The sequence below is a fragment of the Limisphaera ngatamarikiensis genome, assembly GCF_011044775.1.
GTDB lineage: Bacteria > Verrucomicrobiota > Verrucomicrobiia > Limisphaerales > Limisphaeraceae > Limisphaera > Limisphaera ngatamarikiensis.
The window spans coordinates 1-20,061 of sequence record NZ_JAAKYA010000077.1 but is presented as its reverse complement, the minus strand read 5'-3'; the positions used below and the strand labels follow the sequence as shown (position 1 = coordinate 20,061).

Genomic DNA, 20,061 nt, shown 5'->3' with positions numbered 1-20,061 from the left:
GCGCACCGGAAGCGGAGGCATTGGACCGGCAGGGACGAGCCTGCCGGCCTGCCGAATGGCATGCCTTCTCCACCGGGTGGCAGTCCCGAACGCCATCATAGGGTCCGCGCTCCGGACCTGCTGCTGCCCTGGCGGCCATGCCAGGCGCAAACCAGGACCGCATGGATGCCAAACCCCGGAGCGCCGTCTTGGGGCCGCGAATCAGCACATTCCACCGGTCCGCAATGATCCGTGCCCCGGCGGGCGATCGAACCGCCCGCGGCTCACCCTGCAGGCGCACTCAGACCGGGCTCATCGTGCCCTCCCGGGCTCTGGAAAGCACACGCTCCCTCCCTCACGAAAATCAATCATCCGTCCGATCGCCCAACCCGCCGTCGACCTCACACAAGGAGTCACTCACGGTTGAAGGCCTCCAGTGAAGGTCCTCCGGCCAGCGTACGCGGCCAACCCCCGGCGCCGTGTTAATGGTGCGGAACGCCGTTCCGGGGAATCGCCCGCAAACGACGCCCGCTTCCGTGAACTTCGACACCCTGGTGGTCTCCAATCTCCACGCCGACAGGCTCTCTCTCCCCGCAGTCCTGGTTCAACCCTGCCGACGGGACCCAGCCACGGCGGAATTCAACGGCTCATCCGACACTGCCCGGTAAAACCGCCGGGGCGAACCCTCGGCCGTCCCATCCCTGACATGCGCCACCTCGTTAACGCAGGTCACCCTGGTCAATGGCTGCCATTCCCGAAGGTCCGCCGAGCACGCGATCGTGTACGCAACACCATCCTCTCCATAAAGCGTGAACTCCATTTCACCGCTGCTCCGTAGGAATGGGACCGCCAAACGCGGATACATGGTCACAAGCGCCACGCTGCAATCACCCCCGGCTCCAATTGCCGTCACATGGGACAAATTCAAGGGCGGGCTGGCTTGACCCTTGTAATTGGCTCCCCACCCGACGACCGTCCCGTCGCTCCGCAGCGCCAGGCCGTGATACCTACCCACGGCAATGGCCACCACATTGCTCAGACCTTCCGGAGGATTGGCCTGTCCCTCATCGTTCGATCCCCACACCACCCCCGTTCAATTCGGGAGACGCGCAAGGCTATGACCTCCTGCGGCCGCAGCCGCCGTGAAACGCGCTCCCAACGGAAGCAAGGGCATCATGTGTTGTCCCCAGGAAACCAGTCTGTCCGCCCGGGCCTCCTGGACTGCCAGGCCACAGAGCAACAACGCTGCCAGGAGGGCCCTGCCCCCGACCTGCACGGGATCCGTGCAATACCCCCAGGATCGCCCCATCGCACCCTTTTGAAAGCGTTCATATACCTCACCTGTAGCAGCCTGTCGGAGTTAGGGAAGCCGATTTTTAGCCGGCCGTTTGAACAAGAGTGCGGCTGGGCATAACTGAAATGCATGGCGAGCGGCTTCGTTCTCATGGACCGCAACTCACCGTTGCTGTTTCCACCTGATCTGAGGCCGTGGCTGCCCGACCATCATCGGGTTCACTCCATCCTCGGAGCCATCGCCGCCCTCGACCTGCGCCAGCTCACGTTCAACCATTGCGGCACAGTGCGTCCCCGATACCCGCCCCGCATGCTCCGGGCCCTGCTCAGCCAAGGTTTTGCCACCGGCATAAACGTATATACAGCCGTGCAGAAGACCGGACATCACCGGGACCGAAGCGGCCTGGAACAACACCCTGAACCCGCCGCCGCGCCATCGCCAGTATGGGCGAACTGATGCGCCAGCGGTTACGCACCAGTGCGGACAAAACGCTCTACAATGCGCCAGCCAACGCTGCAAACGGTGTTTGGGATCCTCAAGAACGTGAGGAGATCCGGGCAAGTGCCGTTTGCAGGGACGCAGGAACTGTCGTGGCAAAGGACGCCGGTTCTGTCCGACTGCAACCTCAAACGGCTGTACCGGCAGGGCGTGGAACTGAAACGGATGCTGGCCCGCTGAAACCGCGGGGGGAAGAGACCCGTGCAATGGAATTCACGCTCTGGGAGCGGCTAGCGGAATTGCCCCGCCGAACTGAGCCCTATGCTCCCGGCCTTTCAGCCACCCCAACCACAGCCACATTTGCCCGATTAAACCAAGTCCGACAGGCTGCCGGGGGGTGAGGAACTCCGGTTAAGCTTGAGGCTTGCCGCGGACAGGCCTCGGACGACTCGTACATACTTCGGGTCACTTGTCCAGGCTACTTTTTCAGCAACCTGCCAAGGGCTGGGCAATGGAATGGACCGGCGGCCGAAGAGCTTCCTCGCAGGCGGCCCTGACTCACAGCCCCGGATTAGAGGGGCCAAAGCCACTCAGGCCCGCCTCGAAAAGGGATCCTGCAGGGGGAGGGCACATACAAAGCCCGCATTGCTTCAAGGAGATGTCGCAACAGTCAAGCGACCTACTGCAATCACTCCCTGCAAACCCCGGCACCGCCGGCCCTGAGGAGTGGGTCGTGCGCATTTTCAACGTCCCGCTAACTGCCCGAGGCCGGTTCGGGGGCACCGACCGGGGCATCCACCGCCTCCCGGTTCACCCGGAAGCTCCGCCACTTTTCCAATGGCAGGAGTCCCAGGGCAATGACGGCCAGTTGGGTCGCGTAAAAAAGGAGCAACCACCGAAACGCCGCGTCCATGAAGCCATAGGAATGAAGGCCGATCCCCAACATGTTCGTGCCGAACCAGGAAAACGCGGTGACGATGTTGCCAAAGATGGCCATGTTGGCCAGCCCGCGCGCCCGGATCAGCCCGCCCCATCGGGCGTGCAGGATCGCCGCGCACCAGAGCACAATCATGAGGGCACCGTTCTCTTTCGGGTCCCATCCCCAGAACCGGCCCCAGGATTGGTCGGCCCAGATGCCACCCAATACCGTACCGGCGAAACTGAACAAGGTGCCGAAACACACCACGGCGTAGATCATCTTGGCCAGGGCGGCACCCAGGGTCGCCGCAGCTTTGTCATCCGGGCCGAAGGGGCGGAGGTTGGGTTCCTCTGCAGACTTCCCCACCTCCAACCTGTAGGCCAACAGGGGGGTGAACACACCGAGGACCACGTAAAGGATGCCCAGGAAGCCGGCAAAGAACATGGCCGCGTAACCCAGGGTGATGGTAATCACGTGGGTGGCCAGCCAGAAGTTGTTATCCAGGACGGCGCGCATCATTTCCATGGTGTCACCGCCCAGGGCCAGGTTGTGCGCGATTAACAGGGTGACAAATCCCACCAGAGACGACGCCGCGACGCCCAGGCCCATTCGGTACGCCCGTTCCACTCCCACCCCCAGGAGGGTGACGGCCCACCCGACGAATACCGCCGAGGAGTAGAGGTTGGTGACGGGCGGACGGCGCTCCAGCCACATTCGGTAAGCGAGCCCGGCTGTATGAACCGCCACCGCCAGCACGGCCAGCAGGAAGGCGGAACGCCGCAGGCTCTCGCTCACGGCGGGCCAGGTCTGCACCGCCAGCATGGCCACTGCTGCGAGCAGAAAGGCGCACAGGTAGATGATCATGGCGTGGAGAAAGGCCTGCAGTTGATTGTACCAGAACTCGGCCCGGCCTTTGCGCGCCTCGGCCGGTGCGTTCGCCGCGAGCCAATCGCGGTACTCGGCCACCGCGCGGTTGAAACGGTCGGCGTCCCTGCGGGCGTACCCGGCGGCCATCTCAGCCAACCACCATACCGGCCGGGGCAGTTCGCTGCCGGTCAGGCCCGCTTCGAACAACACCTGACCGAGATTTCGCCATTGATCCCGCGGCGCGTCCGGTGCGGGAGGAGGTACCACCCAGGGATAGGCCATTTGGGCCATTAGATCGAACCGGCGCAGGTGATCCACCAATCGATCCAGCGCCGCGCGGTCGAATTCCTTGCCGGCCTGCCGTGCTTTCAGGGCGGCCATGCCGGCCGGGATGGCTTCCTGAAAGTCCCGCAGTTCGGCGGTCATGTCGGAGGTTCCCTCGGGTTGCAGCGTGAACTTGAGTCTCTGGTACAGGGCAACGGCGTTGAAGAGCTTGGCCACCTGTCGTTGGTAGGCCGTGCGAGCCCGGGAGTCGACGTTCATGGCTTGTCGGCCCTCGGACTCGATCCGTCCGAGCACCGGTTTCAGGTCGTTGAAGGCGAAATAGTGGAGCCCTGACTTTTCCACGCCCTTGCCGCGAAGGTTGTATTCATCCAGCAGCTCGGGATGATGAATGAGGAAGATCGGTCGCGTATCCGCCACGTCCGGCCGGGTCATCACCTCCAACAACCATTCGGTGGCCCGGAGCTTGGGCGGGTGTTTCCAGAACTCGTAACTCTTTTTCTCCGCCAGGGGTACCGCGGCGGTGCCGCGGATTTGGAGGAGGCTGTTGCGCCCCAGGGAATCGAACGGTTGGACGCGCCCGTTGGCCAGCACGGGCAGCCGACCGAACGCCTGCAGGTGGAATTCGCCCTCGGGCCGCGGCAGCAGAATTGCCATGATATCCGCGGCAAACACCGCCAGCAGGGCCCAAGGCAGAAATTTGAGCAACCAGGTTTTCATCGGTTCAAACGGGCGGTGAATCGGAAGAGATGGATGCTGAATTGCAGGAGCAAACCCACGCTGACCATGGCACAGGCCACGTACGGGGTGAGCCAACTCGGATTCCGAACCACCTGCAGCACGGTGCCCCGGTCATCCGGATCGTAGCTGGCCTGGTAATAAGTGTAGCCGCCGTACCGCAGGGGGTTGTTCATGTAGATGAGCACCTCGCGTTCGGTGCCGTTGCGGGGATCGGTCAGCAGGATGCGACTGGAAAAGTTCTTCGGTATGTCCGTCCCCGGATAGCGGTCATGCCGAAAATCCAGGAGGCGGATGGTCCAGGGCACATACACCCGCTGCAACCGCATGACCAGCGTGAAGGTGCGGTTGTTGACGGTGACCGTTTGGGGCTGGCTGATGTATTCGGACACCACCCAGGTACCGAGTGAACCCTCCGGCGTGACAAGTTCGATCACCGCCGCAGGCACGTCGCGTTTGTTCATCTCGGTCACATGCGGCAGGGGGATCAGCTCGATTTGCGGACCGAATCCCTGGTTGGCGGGTGGTGGACGGGTGGACTGGGCGGTGCGTTGCGACACCGCCGCGTTGGGGTGGAATTGCAGAATCCTCACACGGAACGGCAAACCGGGGGCTTCCACCTCTTGTTGACGGGCCAGGATCCGGTGCGGAATGGCCACGACACGTTCACGCTCGGGATCGGTTACGTCCGAAATGGCGAGCTCCACGTGCCGATCCCTCTCGGAATAATTCTTGGCCGCACCTTCCCGAAGGTGAAGGGTGCTCTCAACCGACAGAAGGTCGGTGGCAAATTGGCCCAGCAACAGGAGCACCAGGCCGGCGTGGATCAGTACAATGCCGCTTTTGCGCCAATCGGGACGGAAATAGCGCCAGTGAGCAGCCACCAGATTGATCAGCATGAGGGTACCCAGCAGGTAGCCTCCGGGGAAAACCGGAATCCGCCACGACGCGCCCGGCGGCCCCCAATAGACAAAAAAACTCCGGAAGAACTCGTTCTGGGCCCGGTACAGCCCCATGGAGACCTGCGCCATGGTTCCCAGAAAGACCAGCACCATGCCAAGGATCAGCAGGGCGACCGTGAGCCGGAGGGAACTGAAGATGCGGAAAAGGCGTTCGAGAGGCATGGCTCCGTATCAATACCGGGCGGATTGCACGAACTGAAGGAAGGCGGCTTTCTGTTCCTCCACGGCAGCCGGCGGACCCATGAGTTTGTAAAACCAGGTCCGATCGGCCAGCGGCACCATCACGCCAACCACGCGGGCTGGGGTACCCTTTCGGACGTCGGTGCCCGTCAATTCGATCTGCATACCCTGTCCCTGGGCAAGGCTGAGAGAAACCGTCTGTTGCCTGATTTCCTCGGCTCCGGCTTCAGTCAGGCCCAGTTGACGCCGCCAGCGGTTCACGTTTCCCACCCAGCCGCCCCCTTCACCGGCGGACTGGCTGATGTTGATCTCGACCTGTTGCTCGCCCTCGCCGGCCACGTATTTGGCAACCAGGAACTGGCCGGGCGGAGCCGGTTTCCATGCCGCGGGCACCTGCCAGTTGGGCAGGTCCGGCGTGGACCCGCTTTCCGCCGTCGGTGCAGCCCCGGCGTCGGGCAGGAATTTCACCGAGCCCAACCAGGAAACAAACGCAGGTTTCTGGTTGCTGACGAAGGTGTCACGACCGGTCATCTTGAAGAACCAGGCGACGTCATTCACGTCGACCATGGCCCCGAGGATGCGGATTCGCTGGGTTTCTCCGGGTGGAGGTTCGGTCGTGACCAAATCAAAAAGGCGTCCGGGGTGTCCGTCGACGGTCACCGGAGTGGCGCTCTGGTCCATTTCCTCGGCGGATCCTTCGGGCAGACCGAGCTGTTGGCGCCAGAGGTTCCACATTTCCAGGGTGCGGCCGGTCAACCCGCGCAACGGGATCACCCCCAGGTCTGCATGCTCGCCGTGGGGGTCACCCACCAGGAAACTGGCGGCCCGCATGGCGCGGGCCGGTTGTTCGAGCCAGCCGGTGGGCACGTTGTACTCGAGACGCGGCTTGGGCCCGCCCAACTCGCCGTGCGGGAATGCGGCGGCCGTGGTACCGGCGTCCTTCGGGACCTCGTACACCTGGACTTGTTCCCTGCGGCAGCCGGTCCACAGCGTTGCGGCCAGCCCGAGGGCCAGCCAGGGCAGCGCAGATCGCCAGATATTGCCCTGTTGTTTCAACCAAGGATGCATGTTCATTGTATGCCCGCGAAATCAGTAGCCCTGGATTGATTGCCCGGCAAGGTGAACCGGTCGTTTTCAATTGCCGAAAAGGGCCGGATCGGCCAGTACCTGCCGATCCGGCCCTGAACCATTCCCCCAGACGGACCCCGGCCTGGTTCATCGCACGTCCAGGCTGAGGAGGAACTCCACGTTGGTTTTGTGTTGTTTGAGCTTGTTGAGCAGGAGCTCCATGGCTTCGACCGGCGGCACGCCCGTCAGGGCGCGGCGCAACAGCACGATGCGGGCGTACTCGTCCGGGTGATAGAGGAGCTCTTCTTTGCGCGTGCCGGACCGCTCGATGTTGATGGAGGGGAAGATTCGGCGGTCCACCAGTGCACGGTCGAGGTGCACCTCCATGTTGCCGGTGCCCTTGAATTCCTCGAAGATCACCTCGTCCATGCGGCTTCCGGTATCGATCAGGGCCGTGGCCATGATGGTCAGTGAACCGCCCTCCTCGATGTTCCGGGCCGCACCGAAGAACCGTTTGGGTTTGTGGAGTGCGTTGGCGTCCACACCGCCCGACAGGATTTTCCCCGAGTGCGGCTGGATGGTGTTGTAGGCGCGTGCCAGACGGGTGACGGAATCGAGCAGGATCACCACGTCCTTTTTGCGTTCGACCATTCGTTTGGCCTTTTCCAGCACCATTTCGGCGACCTGCACGTGGCGTTCGGGCGGTTCATCAAACGTGGAGCTGATGACCTCGGCACCGCGGCAGGTGCGTTCCATGTCGGTCACCTCCTCGGGGCGCTCGTCAATGAGCAGGATGATGACGTAGACCTCCGGGTGGTTTTTGAGAAGGGCGTTGGCCAGTTTCTGCATGAGGACCGTTTTACCGGTGCGCGGCGGGGCCACGATGAGACCGCGGGTGCCCTTGCCGATGGGACAGACCAGGTCCAGCACCCGCGTGCTCAGTTCGTCCGGTTCGGTCTCCAGGATGAACCGCTGTGTGGGGAACAGCGGCGTCAGGTTGTCGAAATGCGTCCGTTCCTTGGCTTTTTCCGGGTCCTCGCCGTCGATGGCCTCCACCTTCAACAGGGCGAAAAACCGCTCCTTTTCCTTGGGAGGCCGGATCTGCCCGGCCACGCGGTTGCCGGTCTGGAGGTTGAACCGCCGGATCTGCGAGGGCGACACGTACACGTCCTCCGGACAGGGCAGGTAATTGAAGCTCTGGGACCGAAGGAAGCCAAACCCTTCGGGCAGGATCTCCAGTACACCCTCGGAGAACATCACGCCGGCACGTTCGGCATTTTTCTGAAGGATCTGGAAGATGATTTCGTGCTTCCGCATCGTGCCGTAGTTTTCCACGCCCAGCTCGCGGGCCATTTGGTTGAGCTCGTTCATGGACATGGCCTGGAGCTTGGCGATGTTGATGGATTCGGCGATGCGGTCGCGTTGGCGGCCGGCCGGCGGTTCGGATTCCTGGCGTGCGGCGGCCAGGGCCCGCTGCCGTTCCTGTTCGGCCTTTTCGCGTGCGGCGGCCTCGGCTGCAGCCTGTTTCACCGCTTCCGCGGTGGGCGTTTCCATGGACGGGGACCACTCCATCACCTCCGGTGCCGTGGAGGGTTCCTCGGCGTTGGTGGGGGCGGTTTCGGCGGGCTCCTGCGGTTCTGCTTCACGCTGTTTGCGGCCACGCCGGGCACGTCGCCGGCCCGACCCCTCCCCGGCCTCCTGGCTTTCCACCCCGGGCGTCCATTCTGCTTCTGCGGATTCGGCCGGGGCCGCCCCGCCCGTTGTGGAGTCCGCCGTGGCGGCCTCCGGGCCCTCCACGCCCGGTGGGTTGGTTTCGTTTTCTTCCGTTCGCTTTCGTGCGGATCGTTTGGACGTTACTCGTGGCATAGATCGTTCTCAACAGCCGCAGCCGACAACCTTCCACCCAGCCTCCCGGCACTGGGTCGGATTACCCGATTGGACCGACTTTTGGGGCTCCGGGTTCAATCAAGGGAGCAGGTCGGTTCGGGACCGGCGTGTGCTGCAAGAGTTCAGGTTGTTGCTCGCGGCAAGGGAGTCTTGCAGTGATTACGCGTGGATTAGCATGGCCCAAAAGCGCGGTTTGTCAAGTGCGGGCCAGGGCGCCGTCGGTCGGGGCGGGGTCTCCGAGGCCACGCAACCCGCAACGGCTTCGTCGCCTCACTCCCCGGCAGACGTTGCGGCGATTCTTTCCCGCAAGCGTTCCATGCGTTTCTCCAGGGCGGGCTGAAGGGGCGGCAAAAGCTCGCGGAGCCTTTCGTAAATCCGGAGGGCTTGACGCCATTCCTGCAGAGATTCAGCCAGCCGAGCGGCTTCAAGTCCGGCCCGGCGTGTCCAGAATGGATCCGGCGATTCGCCGGGGCGAAGCGGCCGGCCGTACAGGACGTCGACGTACCGGTCCATTGCCTCGCGCAGAAGATGTCCCCGCTGCGGCTCGTTAAGCCGGGCCCCCAAACGCTCGTTCACCAATCCAAGGCCCATCCATGCCTGGCACCGGGTCGGCAGGTCCGCCGCCGGCAGCGCCAGGGCTTGGTGGAAGGCGTTGCTGGCCGCGATGTAGAAGGCCGGGTCCCGGGCGGCCAGTTGCAGATAGCACTCGCCCATCTCTCCCCACGCACGGGCTGCGGCGGCGTTGGTCGGCTCCAATTCCAGGACCTTGGCAAAGATGCGCGCGGCCTCCTCGAAGTTCGCCAGGGGCGTGTTCGTGTCGGTGGAGGGCAACCTTCGGACGGCATCCCCGTAGGCGAACAGGGCCTGGATTTTGAGCGGCACGGGACATTGCAGGTCGCTGGTCAGGTTGGTGAAGTAGCCGATGGCGTCCAACCAGGCCTGGCGGGCCATGGCCACCCGACCGGCCATCATCCGGGCCTCATACGCCAGTGGGTGGTTGCTCCACACGGTCGCCAGCAGCTGGTACTGTCGCTCGGCGTCCATGAAAGCGGATGGGCCGAGGTTGAAGTAGTGGTCGGCGACCCACCATTGGGCGCGTGCAGCCAAAGGCTGGTTGGTGTAGCGGGTCACGAAATTGGTAAACGTCTGGAGGGCACCGGCCGTGTCGCCGGTTCGGGCGAGGGCCCAGCCGAGGGCGAACTCCACCTGGGGCCGCAGCAGATGGTCCGGGAAAGCCTCCAACCACTGGCGATGCAGCTCGGCTGCCGTTTTCCAATCGCCCTCCAGCTCGTAGGTCCTGGTAATGGCCAGCTGCAGGTCTGCCCTTTTTGCGGTATCCGGGAACTTTTCCAAAACGCTGAGGAAGATCTCGCGAGCCGCCCCGGGATTGGCGTGACGGGCCAGGGCTTGCCCCTGCAAGGTCAGGGCCGCTTCCGTCAAATAACTGCCCGGGAACTCTTGCAAGATCCGGCCGGTGGCCTGCTCCACCGCCGCCAGATCGCCCACTTCAACGGCCGCCCGCACCACCTGGTAGAGCGCCGGCTCACACAACTGTGTGCGGACAAGCAGGGATCGGTCAGCCAGGGCAACCACGGCCTGGTAATGCTCCATGGCTTCTCGGAACTTCCCCTGACGGAACGCCACGTCACCCAGCTTGAAATGGGCCACCGCACGGCCCACACCCTCGGGCAGGCGCGCGACCGCCCTGCCAAACGCTTCGGCGGCCCCGGCCCAATCTCCCACCAGCCAGTAGCACCAACCGAGATTGAGTTCGGCGCGCGGTCGGTGGGGACTGTCCGGAAACTGCCGGACAACCCACTCGAAACGCGCCCGGGCGCGGGCCAAAAGGTTGGTGGGAAGTGGGCCCCGTTGCTGGTCCACTGTCCGGAGACACCGTTCCAACTCCAGTTCGCCCAATACCACGGTCACAAGGTCCGTAATTGGGCTGTTGGTGTTCGCTTGCAAAAAGCCTTCCAGTGCCTCAACGGCCCGCGGTGTGTTGTCGGTGGCCAGGGCAAGCCGGCTCAGCCGGATCACGGCCTCCTGCTGGAGATCGACCGGCAGGTTGGTGGCCAGGTTCAACCGGTACAGTTCGAGGGCGCCGACCGGGTCGCCTGTGGTCTCCAACACGGCCGCATGAGCCATGCGGGCGCGTCCCTCCCAAACCGGAGCGCCCATGGTTCGGGCCAGGGATGTAAGGTTGGTGAGCAGGGGCAACGCCTCGGCAGCCCGACCCAGCGACTCAAGGGCCTTGACCTCCAACCACAGCCGCCGAAACGCCAACGAAGAAGGCAGCTTGGCGTCCCGCAGGGCGCTCAAGAGGGCCAGTGCCGGCTCCGCCCGGCCCGTCCGCCACAGACCTTCGGCCAGCAGGAGTTTCCCGCGAAGTGCGGCTTCGGCCTCCGGTTTTTCGCGCGCCTGCGATTGAAACGCGCCCTGTGGGGCGTCCAACAGCTCCACCACGCGGTCCCAGCCCCCGGCCGCCGCATGGGCGGCGGCCTCATTCACTGCCGCCTCCAACCGCAACGAAGAGGTTGGATACCGGTCCAGCAATTCCCGAAATCGCACAGCAGCCACGTCGTGCTTGCCCCGTCGCAACTCGGCCTCCCCCAGCCAAAACAGAAACGCGTCGGCCATCCCCCCGGCCCGCGCTTGTTCGGATTCCAGCAGTTTTACCGCCTCCGCCGCGCGATCCAGTCGAAGCAGGGCCTGCGCGCGCAGCAACACCGCCAAGGGACGTCGGCTCGACTCGGGGTACTTTTCAACGAACTGTTGCAGTTCACTGTCAGCGCGGGCCCAGAGCTCATCCTCAAACGCCCTGGCAGCGGCCTGGTAATCCGCCTCTTCGTTCTGCGCCACCGCCGCTTCACACAGGCCCAGCCAAAGAATCAGCACAAGGGGCCAAGCTTGTCTGTACCGTACGAGCACGCCCGCATTTTGGACGGGTCCAACGCCGGTTCAAAGCGTGAACTGGCGCGGAAAGTCTCCGTGCCCTGTCCGGCATCCCGCACCCGCTTTGTCCCGGGAGTTCCTGGACAGGCAATCCAGCCCCGACTTGTGCACACCCACACATACCCGGGAAGGCCGGGGCGTAATTCACCAGGGCCCGGGCAGCGTCATAGCAACCAGTTGGCAATTAACCACTTCGGGTCAGTTGCCCCAAAAGGGACGTTTTCGGGACAGCCGGTGAATAACCCGTGAACAACTCATAACATCTTCCGCTTTTCCTGTTCCGCAGGCTGCGCTACAAGGGGCATCGCTTACGTGGCCGTGGTGACGCCATGAGGACGGGCGTAGCACACCGGTGGCGGGCCGCGGGGCGGTATTTCCCAAGTAGTTGGAAGGCAGCAGGTTGTATACACGGACCTAACCGTCTGCAGGCGGAAAGGTCCGCGTCAACTTTCTGTTGCCCACAGCAGGATTTGGTGTTAAGAGCCGGACCGGACGGACACCAAACCGGCACGGCTCTTGAAGCTGGCGTGAATAACATGCTCACCCAAAAGCAGATCGAACACGGGCAGCGACCGGGAGAAACCGAGGCGCAAAAGATCTGGGCATCGGCCCGGAAGCATTTGCAAACGCTTCTGGCGCCCGACATTTACCGCCTTTGGTTTGCCCCGGTGCGGGCTCTGGAGCAGAGCAACAACACGCTGGTGCTGGGCGTGGCAAACGATTTCTCCGGGCTGTGGCTTCAAGAGAATTATCGCTCCGTGCTGGAAGACGCCATTGCGCTGGCCTCCGGCCGTCGCATGGAGGTTCGGTTTGAGGTCGTGGGCGAAATGCACGGTCCCAAACCGGAAAGCCAGGAAACAGAAACGGCGGAGCCTCCGACCTCGAGCAGGTCCGCGGCCCCCGCCGCGGCTCCGCCACCCAAGCCGGGCCAGGAACCCCTGTTCAACCCGAAATACACGTTCGAGACGTTTGTCGTGGGCAGCAACAACAATTTCGCCTACGCAAGCGCTATGGCGGTCGCCCAAGCCCCGGGCAAGTCTTACAACCCCCTGTTCCTCTACGGGGGCGTGGGGTTGGGCAAAACGCATCTGCTCCATGCCATCGGCCAGTTTGTGCTGGGCCAAAAACCGCGTGCGCGGGTGGCGTACGTCTCGTGCGAGCGGTTTACCAACGAGTTCATTGACGCCTTGCAAAACAGCAGCCTGGTCCAGTTCCGCAAACGCTATCGCCAAACCGACGTCCTGCTGATTGACGATGTCCAGTTCCTGGCCGGCAAGGAGCGGATTCAGGAGGAATTTTTCCACACCTTCAACACCCTGCACGAGGAACGAAAACAGATCGTGCTGACCTGCGACCGGCCGGCCAGCGAAATCCAGGGCCTGGAACAGCGGCTGGTGTCACGGTTCGAATGGGGCTTGGTGGCCGACCTGCAACCGCCGGACGTCGAAATGCGGCTGGCCATTCTCCGGAAAAAGGCCGAGTTGATGAATGCCCGGCTGCCGGACGAAATCTACGAGTTCCTCGCCAAGCACATCCGCAGCAACATCCGGCGGCTCGAAGGCGCCCTTATCCGCGTGGTCTCGTACGCCTCCCTCACCGGCAAACCCCTCACCATTCCGGTGGTGGAAGGGCTGCTGCGCGAAATCCTCCACGAGGAAGGGCGCTCCATGGTCACGATCGAAGCCATCCAAAAAAAGGTGGCGGAACACTTCGACATCCGGCTCTCGGACATGACCAGCCGGCGCCGGCCGGAAAACATCGCGTTTCCGCGCCAGATCGCCATGTTCCTGGCCCGGCGGCTTACCGACCATTCCTTGAGTGCCATTGGGGAGGCTTTTGGCGGCCGCGACCACGGCACTGTGCTGCACGCCTGCCGACTGGTGCAGGATCGCATGGACGTGGATCCCAACGTGCGCAAGGTGGTCCTCTTCTTGGAACAACAACTTCTGCGCTGACCCGGCCGCCTCCACGCCGGGGGCCCGGCCACCACCCGCGGCGCCGGCCGGGTTGCGAGACCCGCAAGGGTCTCGTGTTGCACCTCCGTAAAAGGAGGGCACAACAAAATCGGCTCCTCAAAGGCCGGATCGGGGCAAACCAAGCCGTGGAACCGAACGCTTTGGGTCCGCAACCGCAATGGCCAAGACCGGCCGCGATGCGTTTCTCGTCGGAGCCGTTCCCCGCCACCGGCCACCAATCATAGCACAAGGTGTGTCCACGACGGCAGGCGATCACGGTGGGCGGCGTAATCCGTTGCGATTCAGCAGCTTCTGCAATCTGTAGCCGGGTCCGGCCCTGTTTGAACAAAACCGGCTCCCGACCGTCTAAACCATCGGAGCTGCGCGAATCCTTCGCTGTTCGCTAAGGGTTGGTATAGAGGTTTTACCGTGGTGCGGTGCGAACAGCGACCCTCCGAGTTGGCCGCACCACCCTTCTGAGCGCCGCGGGTGACGGCGTGGAAACCTCATCACCCCGGAGCCGGAGGCACAGCCTCCGGCTCCTTCTTTTCGGGTCCAAGCCCCGCCCGGCGCAATCCAGCGTCCGGTTTTGACCCCAACACAAATCGAACCGCAAACGGAACGCGACCGGTCACTCCGCTTCGTCAAGCGCCGCACCACGCCCGCTTCCTTTTGGTCCCAATCCTTCACAGAAGCCGACACCTGCTTTGCGCCCTGCAGTACCCCGGCGCGTCGGGAGCATCCCGGGCGAATACGGGACTCGCCGACCCCAAATCACGACAACTCCTCTCGTCCTGGCCCGTTCCGCAGGTTTTGGCTCGTTGAATCCAAAGCCGGCTTGCCAAATGCCGCGCAACCTCCATATTGATGTTGCATCGGAGCTTCACCTCCGGCCGCAAGGCAACCTCCCGTGGGTTGGTAGCTCAGTCGGTAGAGCAGCGGCCTTTTAAGCCGTTGGTCCAGGGTTCGAGTCCCTGCCAACCCACCAATCTTGTTTCCACATCCCTGCTCACCCGTTTCGACAGGGCAAGGCTGTAAGCCACACGGAAACACGGCCTTCGAGCGCGCGAACACTCCGGATGGAGAGACTCCGGAATGCCCGTGGGCCATCCAGCCCACCCGCAATCCCGGCGAGCACAGTCGAACTCCAAACCCGCATCCCTTACGGACTCTGCGCCGGAGCCAATCGCGGATCATCCAGGTCAAGCCGGTACAGCACCTGATTGTAATCGTATCGCGGCGTGGGCTCCGGCCGGTTCGCAAACTCCCGACTGTAGGTCCCCTCGAAAAGCAGGACGGGTGAGTCGCTTCGCAGGGTTTCCGCATGAATGCGGGGGTTGTAAAACGTGTAGTTGTCATGGCTGAGCACCTTCACCGCACGGCCCCACGGACCCAGCGGGGATTGCGCCTCGGCGTACCAGACCTCGCCAAAGGCCGAAGGTTTGCCGAACCGTTCCATGAAAACCGCCACCCAACGCCGTCGCCATGGATGCCACGCAATCGAACCGCTGTGCGGCTGCACAGGGGCACCCTCTGCAGACAACAAGTGCTCCGGCGGCTCCAGACGTTCCCACTGGGCCGGGTCCTGCCAGGCTTCAAAAGAGGCCGGACAACGCAAAAACGGAAACGGATTGCCAAACAAGATCCAGTGCCGGCCCTCGGGATCCTCCCATGGCACAGCGTGTCCCTCGGGAACCGGTGGCGGACGCGGATCCGAGTCGGTCTTCGTCCAAATCACCTTCAGTGGTTCGAACCGGAGCCGCTCCTCGTTCCAGACGCAAAGTCCCCACCGGTACACCTCCAAGGGCGGCTTGATCTTGGCATAAGCCGAGACCAGCCGCGCCCGACCCTGGCGATCCGGAAGACTCACCAAACCGGACAACCAGGTCGGCCCCTCACCCGGCATTTCCGCCACGGCCCGGGGGCGGCCCTCGGCATTGGTGACCATCTGGAATTCGATCCGCACCGGCGGTTCGGCCCTCGGGATGGGGTCGAGCGAGGTAACCGCCGCAGTGGCATGAAAAATCCCCAAAGGATAGTGTCCAAGGGTCGTATCGCCCCAGATCCAGTACAGGCGACCCCGGTGGGCGGCAATCTGCACGCTGTCGCAACCCCACACTCCGCTCTCCCGGGAATCCCCGTAAAGCCCCAGCTTTTGGCTCTCGGCCAGCAACCCTGCACCTGTCAGCCGACCCAGGCGGCGCGCGATGCTACTTCGTTGCACCTCGATTCTGGTGCGCCCGCCGGGCACGGGACGAACCCGCACGCCTCGCATGCCAAAACCGTCCGCCGGCAGGCCGTAACCCGGACTTCGAATCTCCAACCAAACCTCACGGTGCATCAGTTCAGGCGCATCCAGGGCCACCCGGCCGGCGTTATCAGTGACCCATCGCATCTGGTGCGTCGTCCGGAGTTCCACCAGCGGCACCGGCCATCCGGTCCCCTGCTCCACCACCTGTACCTCGTACGGGTCGATCCCCGCGCGGCTCGTGGCTGGCCAGGAAGACCCAATCCAAAACAAAACCAGACCGAGTGCCGTGCCATCCATGAGCAGCCGGGCCTTCTGGCACCTTTCGCCGCCACGCCGCCGGCGTCTGTCGCCGGCCCATAACCATGACTCACGTTTCACGCCAACCAGACTGCCCTCACGCGCCTCTGCCTGGCAACGCCAGGGCAATCGCGGGTGTAGGTCCCTGCTTGGGCTCGAAAGCCCGAACGCCCCGTCAACTTCCGCGTGATGCCTTCGTCCCATGCATCCGCCCTTTCCTGCCGAACCCCAACCCACACCCGTGGACGCCACGGAGCCCAGCCCCACCCAATCCGCCCAGAAAGAATTCCGCCTCCAGGAAGGTAACAACGAGGGGAAATGAGCCTGTTGCTGGGGCTCACGAGGGTCGGACCGGCGCCTCATGGCAACCGGGAAGGCATGCTCGGGGACACCTGGCAGTTCAGCGATCTGGCGGAAATCGCACGACTGCTCCCGAACGGGTCCCGGCCCCAATCCAAACGATGCAAGGCCGCTGAGGAAGTGGCCGCATTGGGGCTCATGGTAGCGCGCTGGCGGAGCGGTTTTATCAACCTCGACGTACCTGTCCGTGAAGGACGGAACCCTACCTCCTGCACCTTCTGCTCCTGGGGTTGCCCCAATGGCTGGTTCCTGGAGAAAAACGCAGCCTGCCTCGAGACATTCATTGACCTTTTGGCTCCTTGGTGGGAAACCTCGCAGTTCCTCTAATCTTCCCGTCAGCTGTCCCGGGCGTTTCCGTCTCATCCCCTGGCACCCACCACCACTGCCCGGCCCGGGTATTCCTGCAGGCGGCCGCCCCCGTGCAAAGCTGTCGGGTGGTCGCCGCAACCACTCAAACCTGTGTAGACCGGACCCGGCAGGTCTGCCGGGTTGGGCTCTGCCGGCATGCACACGAATGCCCTCCTGAATTAGGGTCGGAATTGGCGACCGGCGCCGCGACGCGACGCGATCGCTTACCCCGGAGGGCCATCCGATACCGAAAACTTAACGAGCAGCGTTTGACTTGTGAAACGCCCCTGGTTTTTCAGCTCCGGGGCCCATCACCCAGGCGTCCCTGCGGGTACAAAGGCCTCCCAAACACAGGACAGACCCGGACCCGAACGAGTGGGGTCGCCCAACCGACAAACCCGGAGGGTTCACCGGCCAGAACGTCCACCGGCCCACCCCCACGCGAATTCGGTCAGGTCCGTCGGGTCATCCACCTCCAGTCGGTGAAACGCCGCGGCCAACCGTTCCAAATGCTTTTCCAAGGTGAACTGGTTCAAAAAGTGCCGCCGTAATCCGACGAAGTCGTCGGCCCACATCTGGCGCGCCAGTGCCTCCGTCACCGCCGCCGGGTTGCGGCTCGGCACCACCCCGGGATATTCGGGCGGTAACACCTCTGCAATGCTGCGGTAACGCGTTGTCACCACCGGCAGGCCGAATGCCAGGGCTTCCACGATCACCAGGCCGAAGCTCTCGGCCGGATAGAAGGTGGGAAAACACATGAGATCGGCTTCGCGAAGTGCTTGCTCCTTTCGTTCGCCACTCACAAAGCCGAGGTAGGTGAGCAGCGGTCCCACCTCGGGATCCGCTTGCAGCGCACGAAACTCCGCTTCCTCCTCCGCGCGGGGGAAACTGCCCGCCACCAGCAACCGGAGCCGCAGCGGCACACCTTCCCGGCGCAGGCGCCGGTGCAAGCCAGCCACGCCTTCGATCGCATCAAACAAGCCCTTTTCCCGCAGACAGTGCCCCAGAAACAGAACCTTCACCTCATCTGCATCCGCGCCTGCGGCCAGCCGGTCCGCCTCGGAGGGTGCCCGTCCCTGAACCAATGCCCGGCGTACTGCCAGCCGCGCAAGCCGTCGCGGCAACACGTTCGTCTCGAACTGCGGGCATGGATCCGGAATGCCGTTCGGCACCACCGCCACCCGTCGCGGCCAGAATTTCTGAACATCACCCCGATTGAACCGCGACAACACCACAAACAGGTCCGCGTCCCGGAACGCTCGCCAGGTCAACACCCGCGCCGGCATCCGACCCACCGTTTCCAACCATCGCCCCAATCCCGCCGCGTGCCAGTGTAGAATCAGCCGCTTGAAAAACGGCCGGCACAGCCCCAACACCAGCCAGTCCCGATACAAGGCCGAATATTTCCCCGGCGCCGGCACATAATAAAAGTTCTCCACTCCGTATCGAAACCGGATCCACAGGGCCTGCAGACAATAAAACAAAAGCAGCACCAGCTTGGCCGGACGGAACTCCCCAATGTCCTGCAGGTCCTTGGAAACCCGCGCGTTGACATGGTAACACTCGATGCCCAGCGGATGAGGTCCCGCAGAACGGGGCCGCGTTCGACAATCCCCGCCAAAGCCCCGCAGCATCAATTCCACCATGTAACTTTGCCCATGGTGAGGGGGTGGCGTATGGGCAAACACCAGCAGTTTCACACCCGCATCTTAAGCCGGCCCGATTCCCCCGCCAAGGCGAGGGTCTGAATCGAACCGCCTGCGGCAGCACGTGCGAGAACCGGATCCAAGGCGCGGTGAATCCTGCTCCCACACCGGTCCCCACCCAGAGCCTTTCCAACCGGCCCCGGCAATACCAGGGCTCCAATCCCGGCCACAACCCGGGCAAGTGCCGCGGCACGGATTGTAGAACCTCCATCCGACCCAGGTATCGCGTGAGAATCCGAGCAAGAAAAGTGGCGGAAGGGGTGGGATTCGAACCCACGGTAGCCTTGCGGCTACGCCTGATTTCGAGTCAGGTGCCTTAAACCACTCAGCCACCCTTCCGCCCTGGCGCCCAAAACATCATCACGAACGCCCCCTTCGGCAAGTCGAAATCCCCGAGACCCTGCCTGTGACCGGCTCTGCGCTGGTGCCGGGGAACCTGCGATTGCACGGCGTAAGAAGCTGACCGGCAGCCGGTTGTATCGAATCATCTTCGTTTGCGGCTATTCGCCAGCCGGGAAGCGCGGCTGTCCTCACGGCCTGAAGACGGGCCACGGCCTTCAGCGGTCGACCCAATTGGGAACCGCGTCCCGTAACGCCCCGGGGTCCGGGAACCCCGACGCGTGGCCTACAGCCCCCTCTCCCGCCCATAATTTCCGACCCCAATTGCCAAGAGCCGCAGCGTGCGCAGGCTCAACGCTCCCGAAACCGGGTCTCCCGGTTCTGGGTCACACCAGGAGCGGTTATGCCCTACGCCGTAATCCTTTTGCGGCCGCGCGTGTCGCGACCTTGGCGCTCGCCTTCAGGGACTTGGGAGCGCTATCCGGCACCGACCTCCCCGACAACCCTGCCCGCCAAGCTCCCTCCAGCGCTTACAAGAGCCGACCCTCGGCGCGGCTTACCCAGGCCGGCCGACCGAAGGCACCCTGCAACCGGCGTCGCCCCATACCGTCCGAGCGCCCCGCCGCGTTCGCGGCCGGTTGGCTCAACTGAGCCCGGTGTGATTGGCGACCGGACAGGGCTGCCCAAACCATTGCCCGCGCGGGACGGTGACCACCTCGGGTTGCGAGAGACGCAGAGCAGCCGGACGAACGCAATTCCCCAAGAGCCAGGGAGTAGCCTGAAACAGCCCTTCCAGGGAAGCAGTGCCAGGGCCAGCAGAAGGGTTGGAAGGGGCCAGCAGAAGGGTTGGAAAGCCCAAGCCCCGCGTCGGTTTTTGGTCAACCCGGCGTGGGTGCCCCGCGGGCCGTCCTAATTGCCATGTCTGCGAGCCCGGGCAGGGTTTAACGGCCCGGCCGCGCCCCCAACGCCGCGGCAACGCCCAGTTGCCCACCCCAAACCTTGGCCATCGCCTGAGGTATTGCACCGGCGGGTGAAGATTTTTTTTGGGTTCGGCGTTGAATATCGTCGCGCGCCGTGCCTCAATGAAGCATGCTGACCGTCACCAAACGCTCGCCCAGGATCCGCTTCGAGTTCGTCCCCGCTCAAAAGCAGTCCACCCTGGGTGGGTTGCCCGCCCTGGAAGCGCTGGCCCAGCAGTTTGACCTCTGGCAAAAAATCCGCGCCCTGCCCGGACTGGAC

At 63.6% G+C, this 20,061-nt stretch carries 12 protein-coding genes and 2 tRNA genes; 5 read left to right on the top strand and 9 right to left on the bottom strand.

Annotated elements, in window-relative coordinates; all coding sequences use genetic code 11:
- Positions 1-583: 583 nt before the first annotated feature.
- Positions 584-1,063, bottom strand: a complete 480-nt coding sequence (locus tag G4L39_RS11115; RefSeq protein ID WP_205880966.1) for an RCC1 domain-containing protein — start codon at positions 1,061-1,063, stop codon at positions 584-586.
- Between the two features lie 339 nt (positions 1,064-1,402).
- Here G4L39_RS11115 and G4L39_RS11110 point away from each other — a divergent pair, with 339 nt between their 5' ends.
- Entirely contained in the window at positions 1,403-1,729 is a 327-nt protein-coding gene (locus G4L39_RS11110; RefSeq protein WP_165108245.1) for a hypothetical protein, read from the top strand.
- A gap of 42 nt (positions 1,730-1,771) precedes the next feature.
- Positions 1,772-1,951, top strand: a complete 180-nt coding sequence (locus G4L39_RS11105) for a hypothetical protein (RefSeq protein ID WP_165108244.1) — start codon at positions 1,772-1,774, stop codon at positions 1,949-1,951.
- A gap of 514 nt (positions 1,952-2,465) precedes the next feature.
- Here the strand turns inward: G4L39_RS11105 and G4L39_RS15475 are convergent.
- The 5 genes from G4L39_RS15475 to G4L39_RS11080 form a co-directional block, all read right to left on the bottom strand.
- Positions 2,466-4,499: a cytochrome c biogenesis protein gene (locus G4L39_RS15475; protein WP_205880965.1), complete on the bottom strand. Its 2,034-nt coding sequence runs from the start codon at positions 4,497-4,499 to the stop codon at positions 2,466-2,468.
- A complete protein-coding gene (locus G4L39_RS11095) occupies positions 4,496-5,641 on the bottom strand; it encodes a cytochrome c biogenesis ResB family protein (protein ID WP_165108242.1) in 1,146 nt (381 codons plus the stop codon). The genes G4L39_RS15475 and G4L39_RS11095 overlap by 4 nt, the downstream gene beginning before the upstream one ends.
- 9 nt (positions 5,642-5,650) lie before the next feature.
- Positions 5,651-6,727: a hypothetical protein gene (locus G4L39_RS11090; protein WP_205880964.1), complete on the bottom strand. Its 1,077-nt coding sequence runs from the start codon at positions 6,725-6,727 to the stop codon at positions 5,651-5,653.
- A 147-nt stretch (positions 6,728-6,874) separates the two neighbouring features.
- Positions 6,875-8,593: a transcription termination factor Rho gene (gene rho, locus G4L39_RS11085; RefSeq protein WP_283950757.1), complete on the bottom strand. Its 1,719-nt coding sequence runs from the start codon at positions 8,591-8,593 to the stop codon at positions 6,875-6,877.
- 291 nt (positions 8,594-8,884) lie between these two features.
- Entirely contained in the window at positions 8,885-11,509 is a 2,625-nt protein-coding gene (locus G4L39_RS11080) for a tetratricopeptide repeat protein (protein ID WP_165108240.1), read from the bottom strand.
- A 593-nt stretch (positions 11,510-12,102) separates the two neighbouring features.
- On the opposite strand from G4L39_RS11080, the gene dnaA reads away from it, so the two are divergent.
- Positions 12,103-13,521 carry a chromosomal replication initiator protein DnaA gene (gene dnaA, locus G4L39_RS11075; protein WP_165108319.1) on the top strand — a complete coding sequence of 473 codons (1,419 nt, stop codon included), beginning with the start codon at positions 12,103-12,105 and terminating at the stop codon, positions 13,519-13,521.
- A gap of 912 nt (positions 13,522-14,433) precedes the next feature.
- Positions 14,434-14,509: transfer RNA gene (locus G4L39_RS11070), tRNA-Lys, on the top strand.
- A gap of 174 nt (positions 14,510-14,683) precedes the next feature.
- Here G4L39_RS11070 and G4L39_RS11065 read toward each other — a convergent pair.
- Positions 14,684-16,069 (bottom strand): hypothetical protein, encoded by a 1,386-nt coding sequence (locus tag G4L39_RS11065; RefSeq protein WP_240893952.1) that lies wholly within the window; start codon positions 16,067-16,069, stop codon positions 14,684-14,686.
- A gap of 318 nt (positions 16,070-16,387) precedes the next feature.
- Between G4L39_RS11065 and G4L39_RS11060 the strand changes: the two genes are divergently transcribed.
- Positions 16,388-16,756 (top strand): hypothetical protein, encoded by a 369-nt coding sequence (locus G4L39_RS11060; protein WP_165108238.1) that lies wholly within the window; start codon positions 16,388-16,390, stop codon positions 16,754-16,756.
- Between the two features lie 428 nt (positions 16,757-17,184).
- On the opposite strand, the gene G4L39_RS11055 is transcribed toward G4L39_RS11060, so the two are convergent.
- Together G4L39_RS11055 and G4L39_RS11050 are read right to left on the bottom strand one after the other, a co-directional pair.
- Positions 17,185-18,477, bottom strand: a complete 1,293-nt coding sequence (locus G4L39_RS11055; protein WP_165108236.1) for a glycosyltransferase — start codon at positions 18,475-18,477, stop codon at positions 17,185-17,187.
- A 255-nt stretch (positions 18,478-18,732) separates the two neighbouring features.
- A tRNA-Ser gene (locus tag G4L39_RS11050) sits at positions 18,733-18,822 on the bottom strand.
- Positions 18,823-20,061: the final 1,239 nt, after the last annotated feature.

Coding starts and splice junctions, on each gene's coding strand:
- G4L39_RS11110 (WP_165108245.1), top strand. CDS start 1,403: ATGGCGAGCGGCTTCGTTCTCATGGACCGCAACTCACCGTTGCTGTTT.
- G4L39_RS11105 (WP_165108244.1), top strand. CDS start 1,772: ATGCGCCAGCCAACGCTGCAAACGGTGTTTGGGATCCTCAAGAACGTG.
- G4L39_RS15475 (WP_205880965.1), bottom strand. CDS start 4,499: ATGAAAACCTGGTTGCTCAAATTTCTGCCTTGGGCCCTGCTGGCGGTG.
- G4L39_RS11095 (WP_165108242.1), bottom strand. CDS start 5,641: ATGCCTCTCGAACGCCTTTTCCGCATCTTCAGTTCCCTCCGGCTCACG.
- G4L39_RS11090 (WP_205880964.1), bottom strand. CDS start 6,727: ATGCATCCTTGGTTGAAACAACAGGGCAATATCTGGCGATCTGCGCTG.
- rho (WP_283950757.1), bottom strand. CDS start 8,593: ATGCCACGAGTAACGTCCAAACGATCCGCACGAAAGCGAACGGAAGAA.
- dnaA (WP_165108319.1), top strand. CDS start 12,103: ATGCTCACCCAAAAGCAGATCGAACACGGGCAGCGACCGGGAGAAACC.
- G4L39_RS11065 (WP_240893952.1), bottom strand. CDS start 16,069: ATGGATGGCACGGCACTCGGTCTGGTTTTGTTTTGGATTGGGTCTTCC.
- G4L39_RS11060 (WP_165108238.1), top strand. CDS start 16,388: ATGAGCCTGTTGCTGGGGCTCACGAGGGTCGGACCGGCGCCTCATGGC.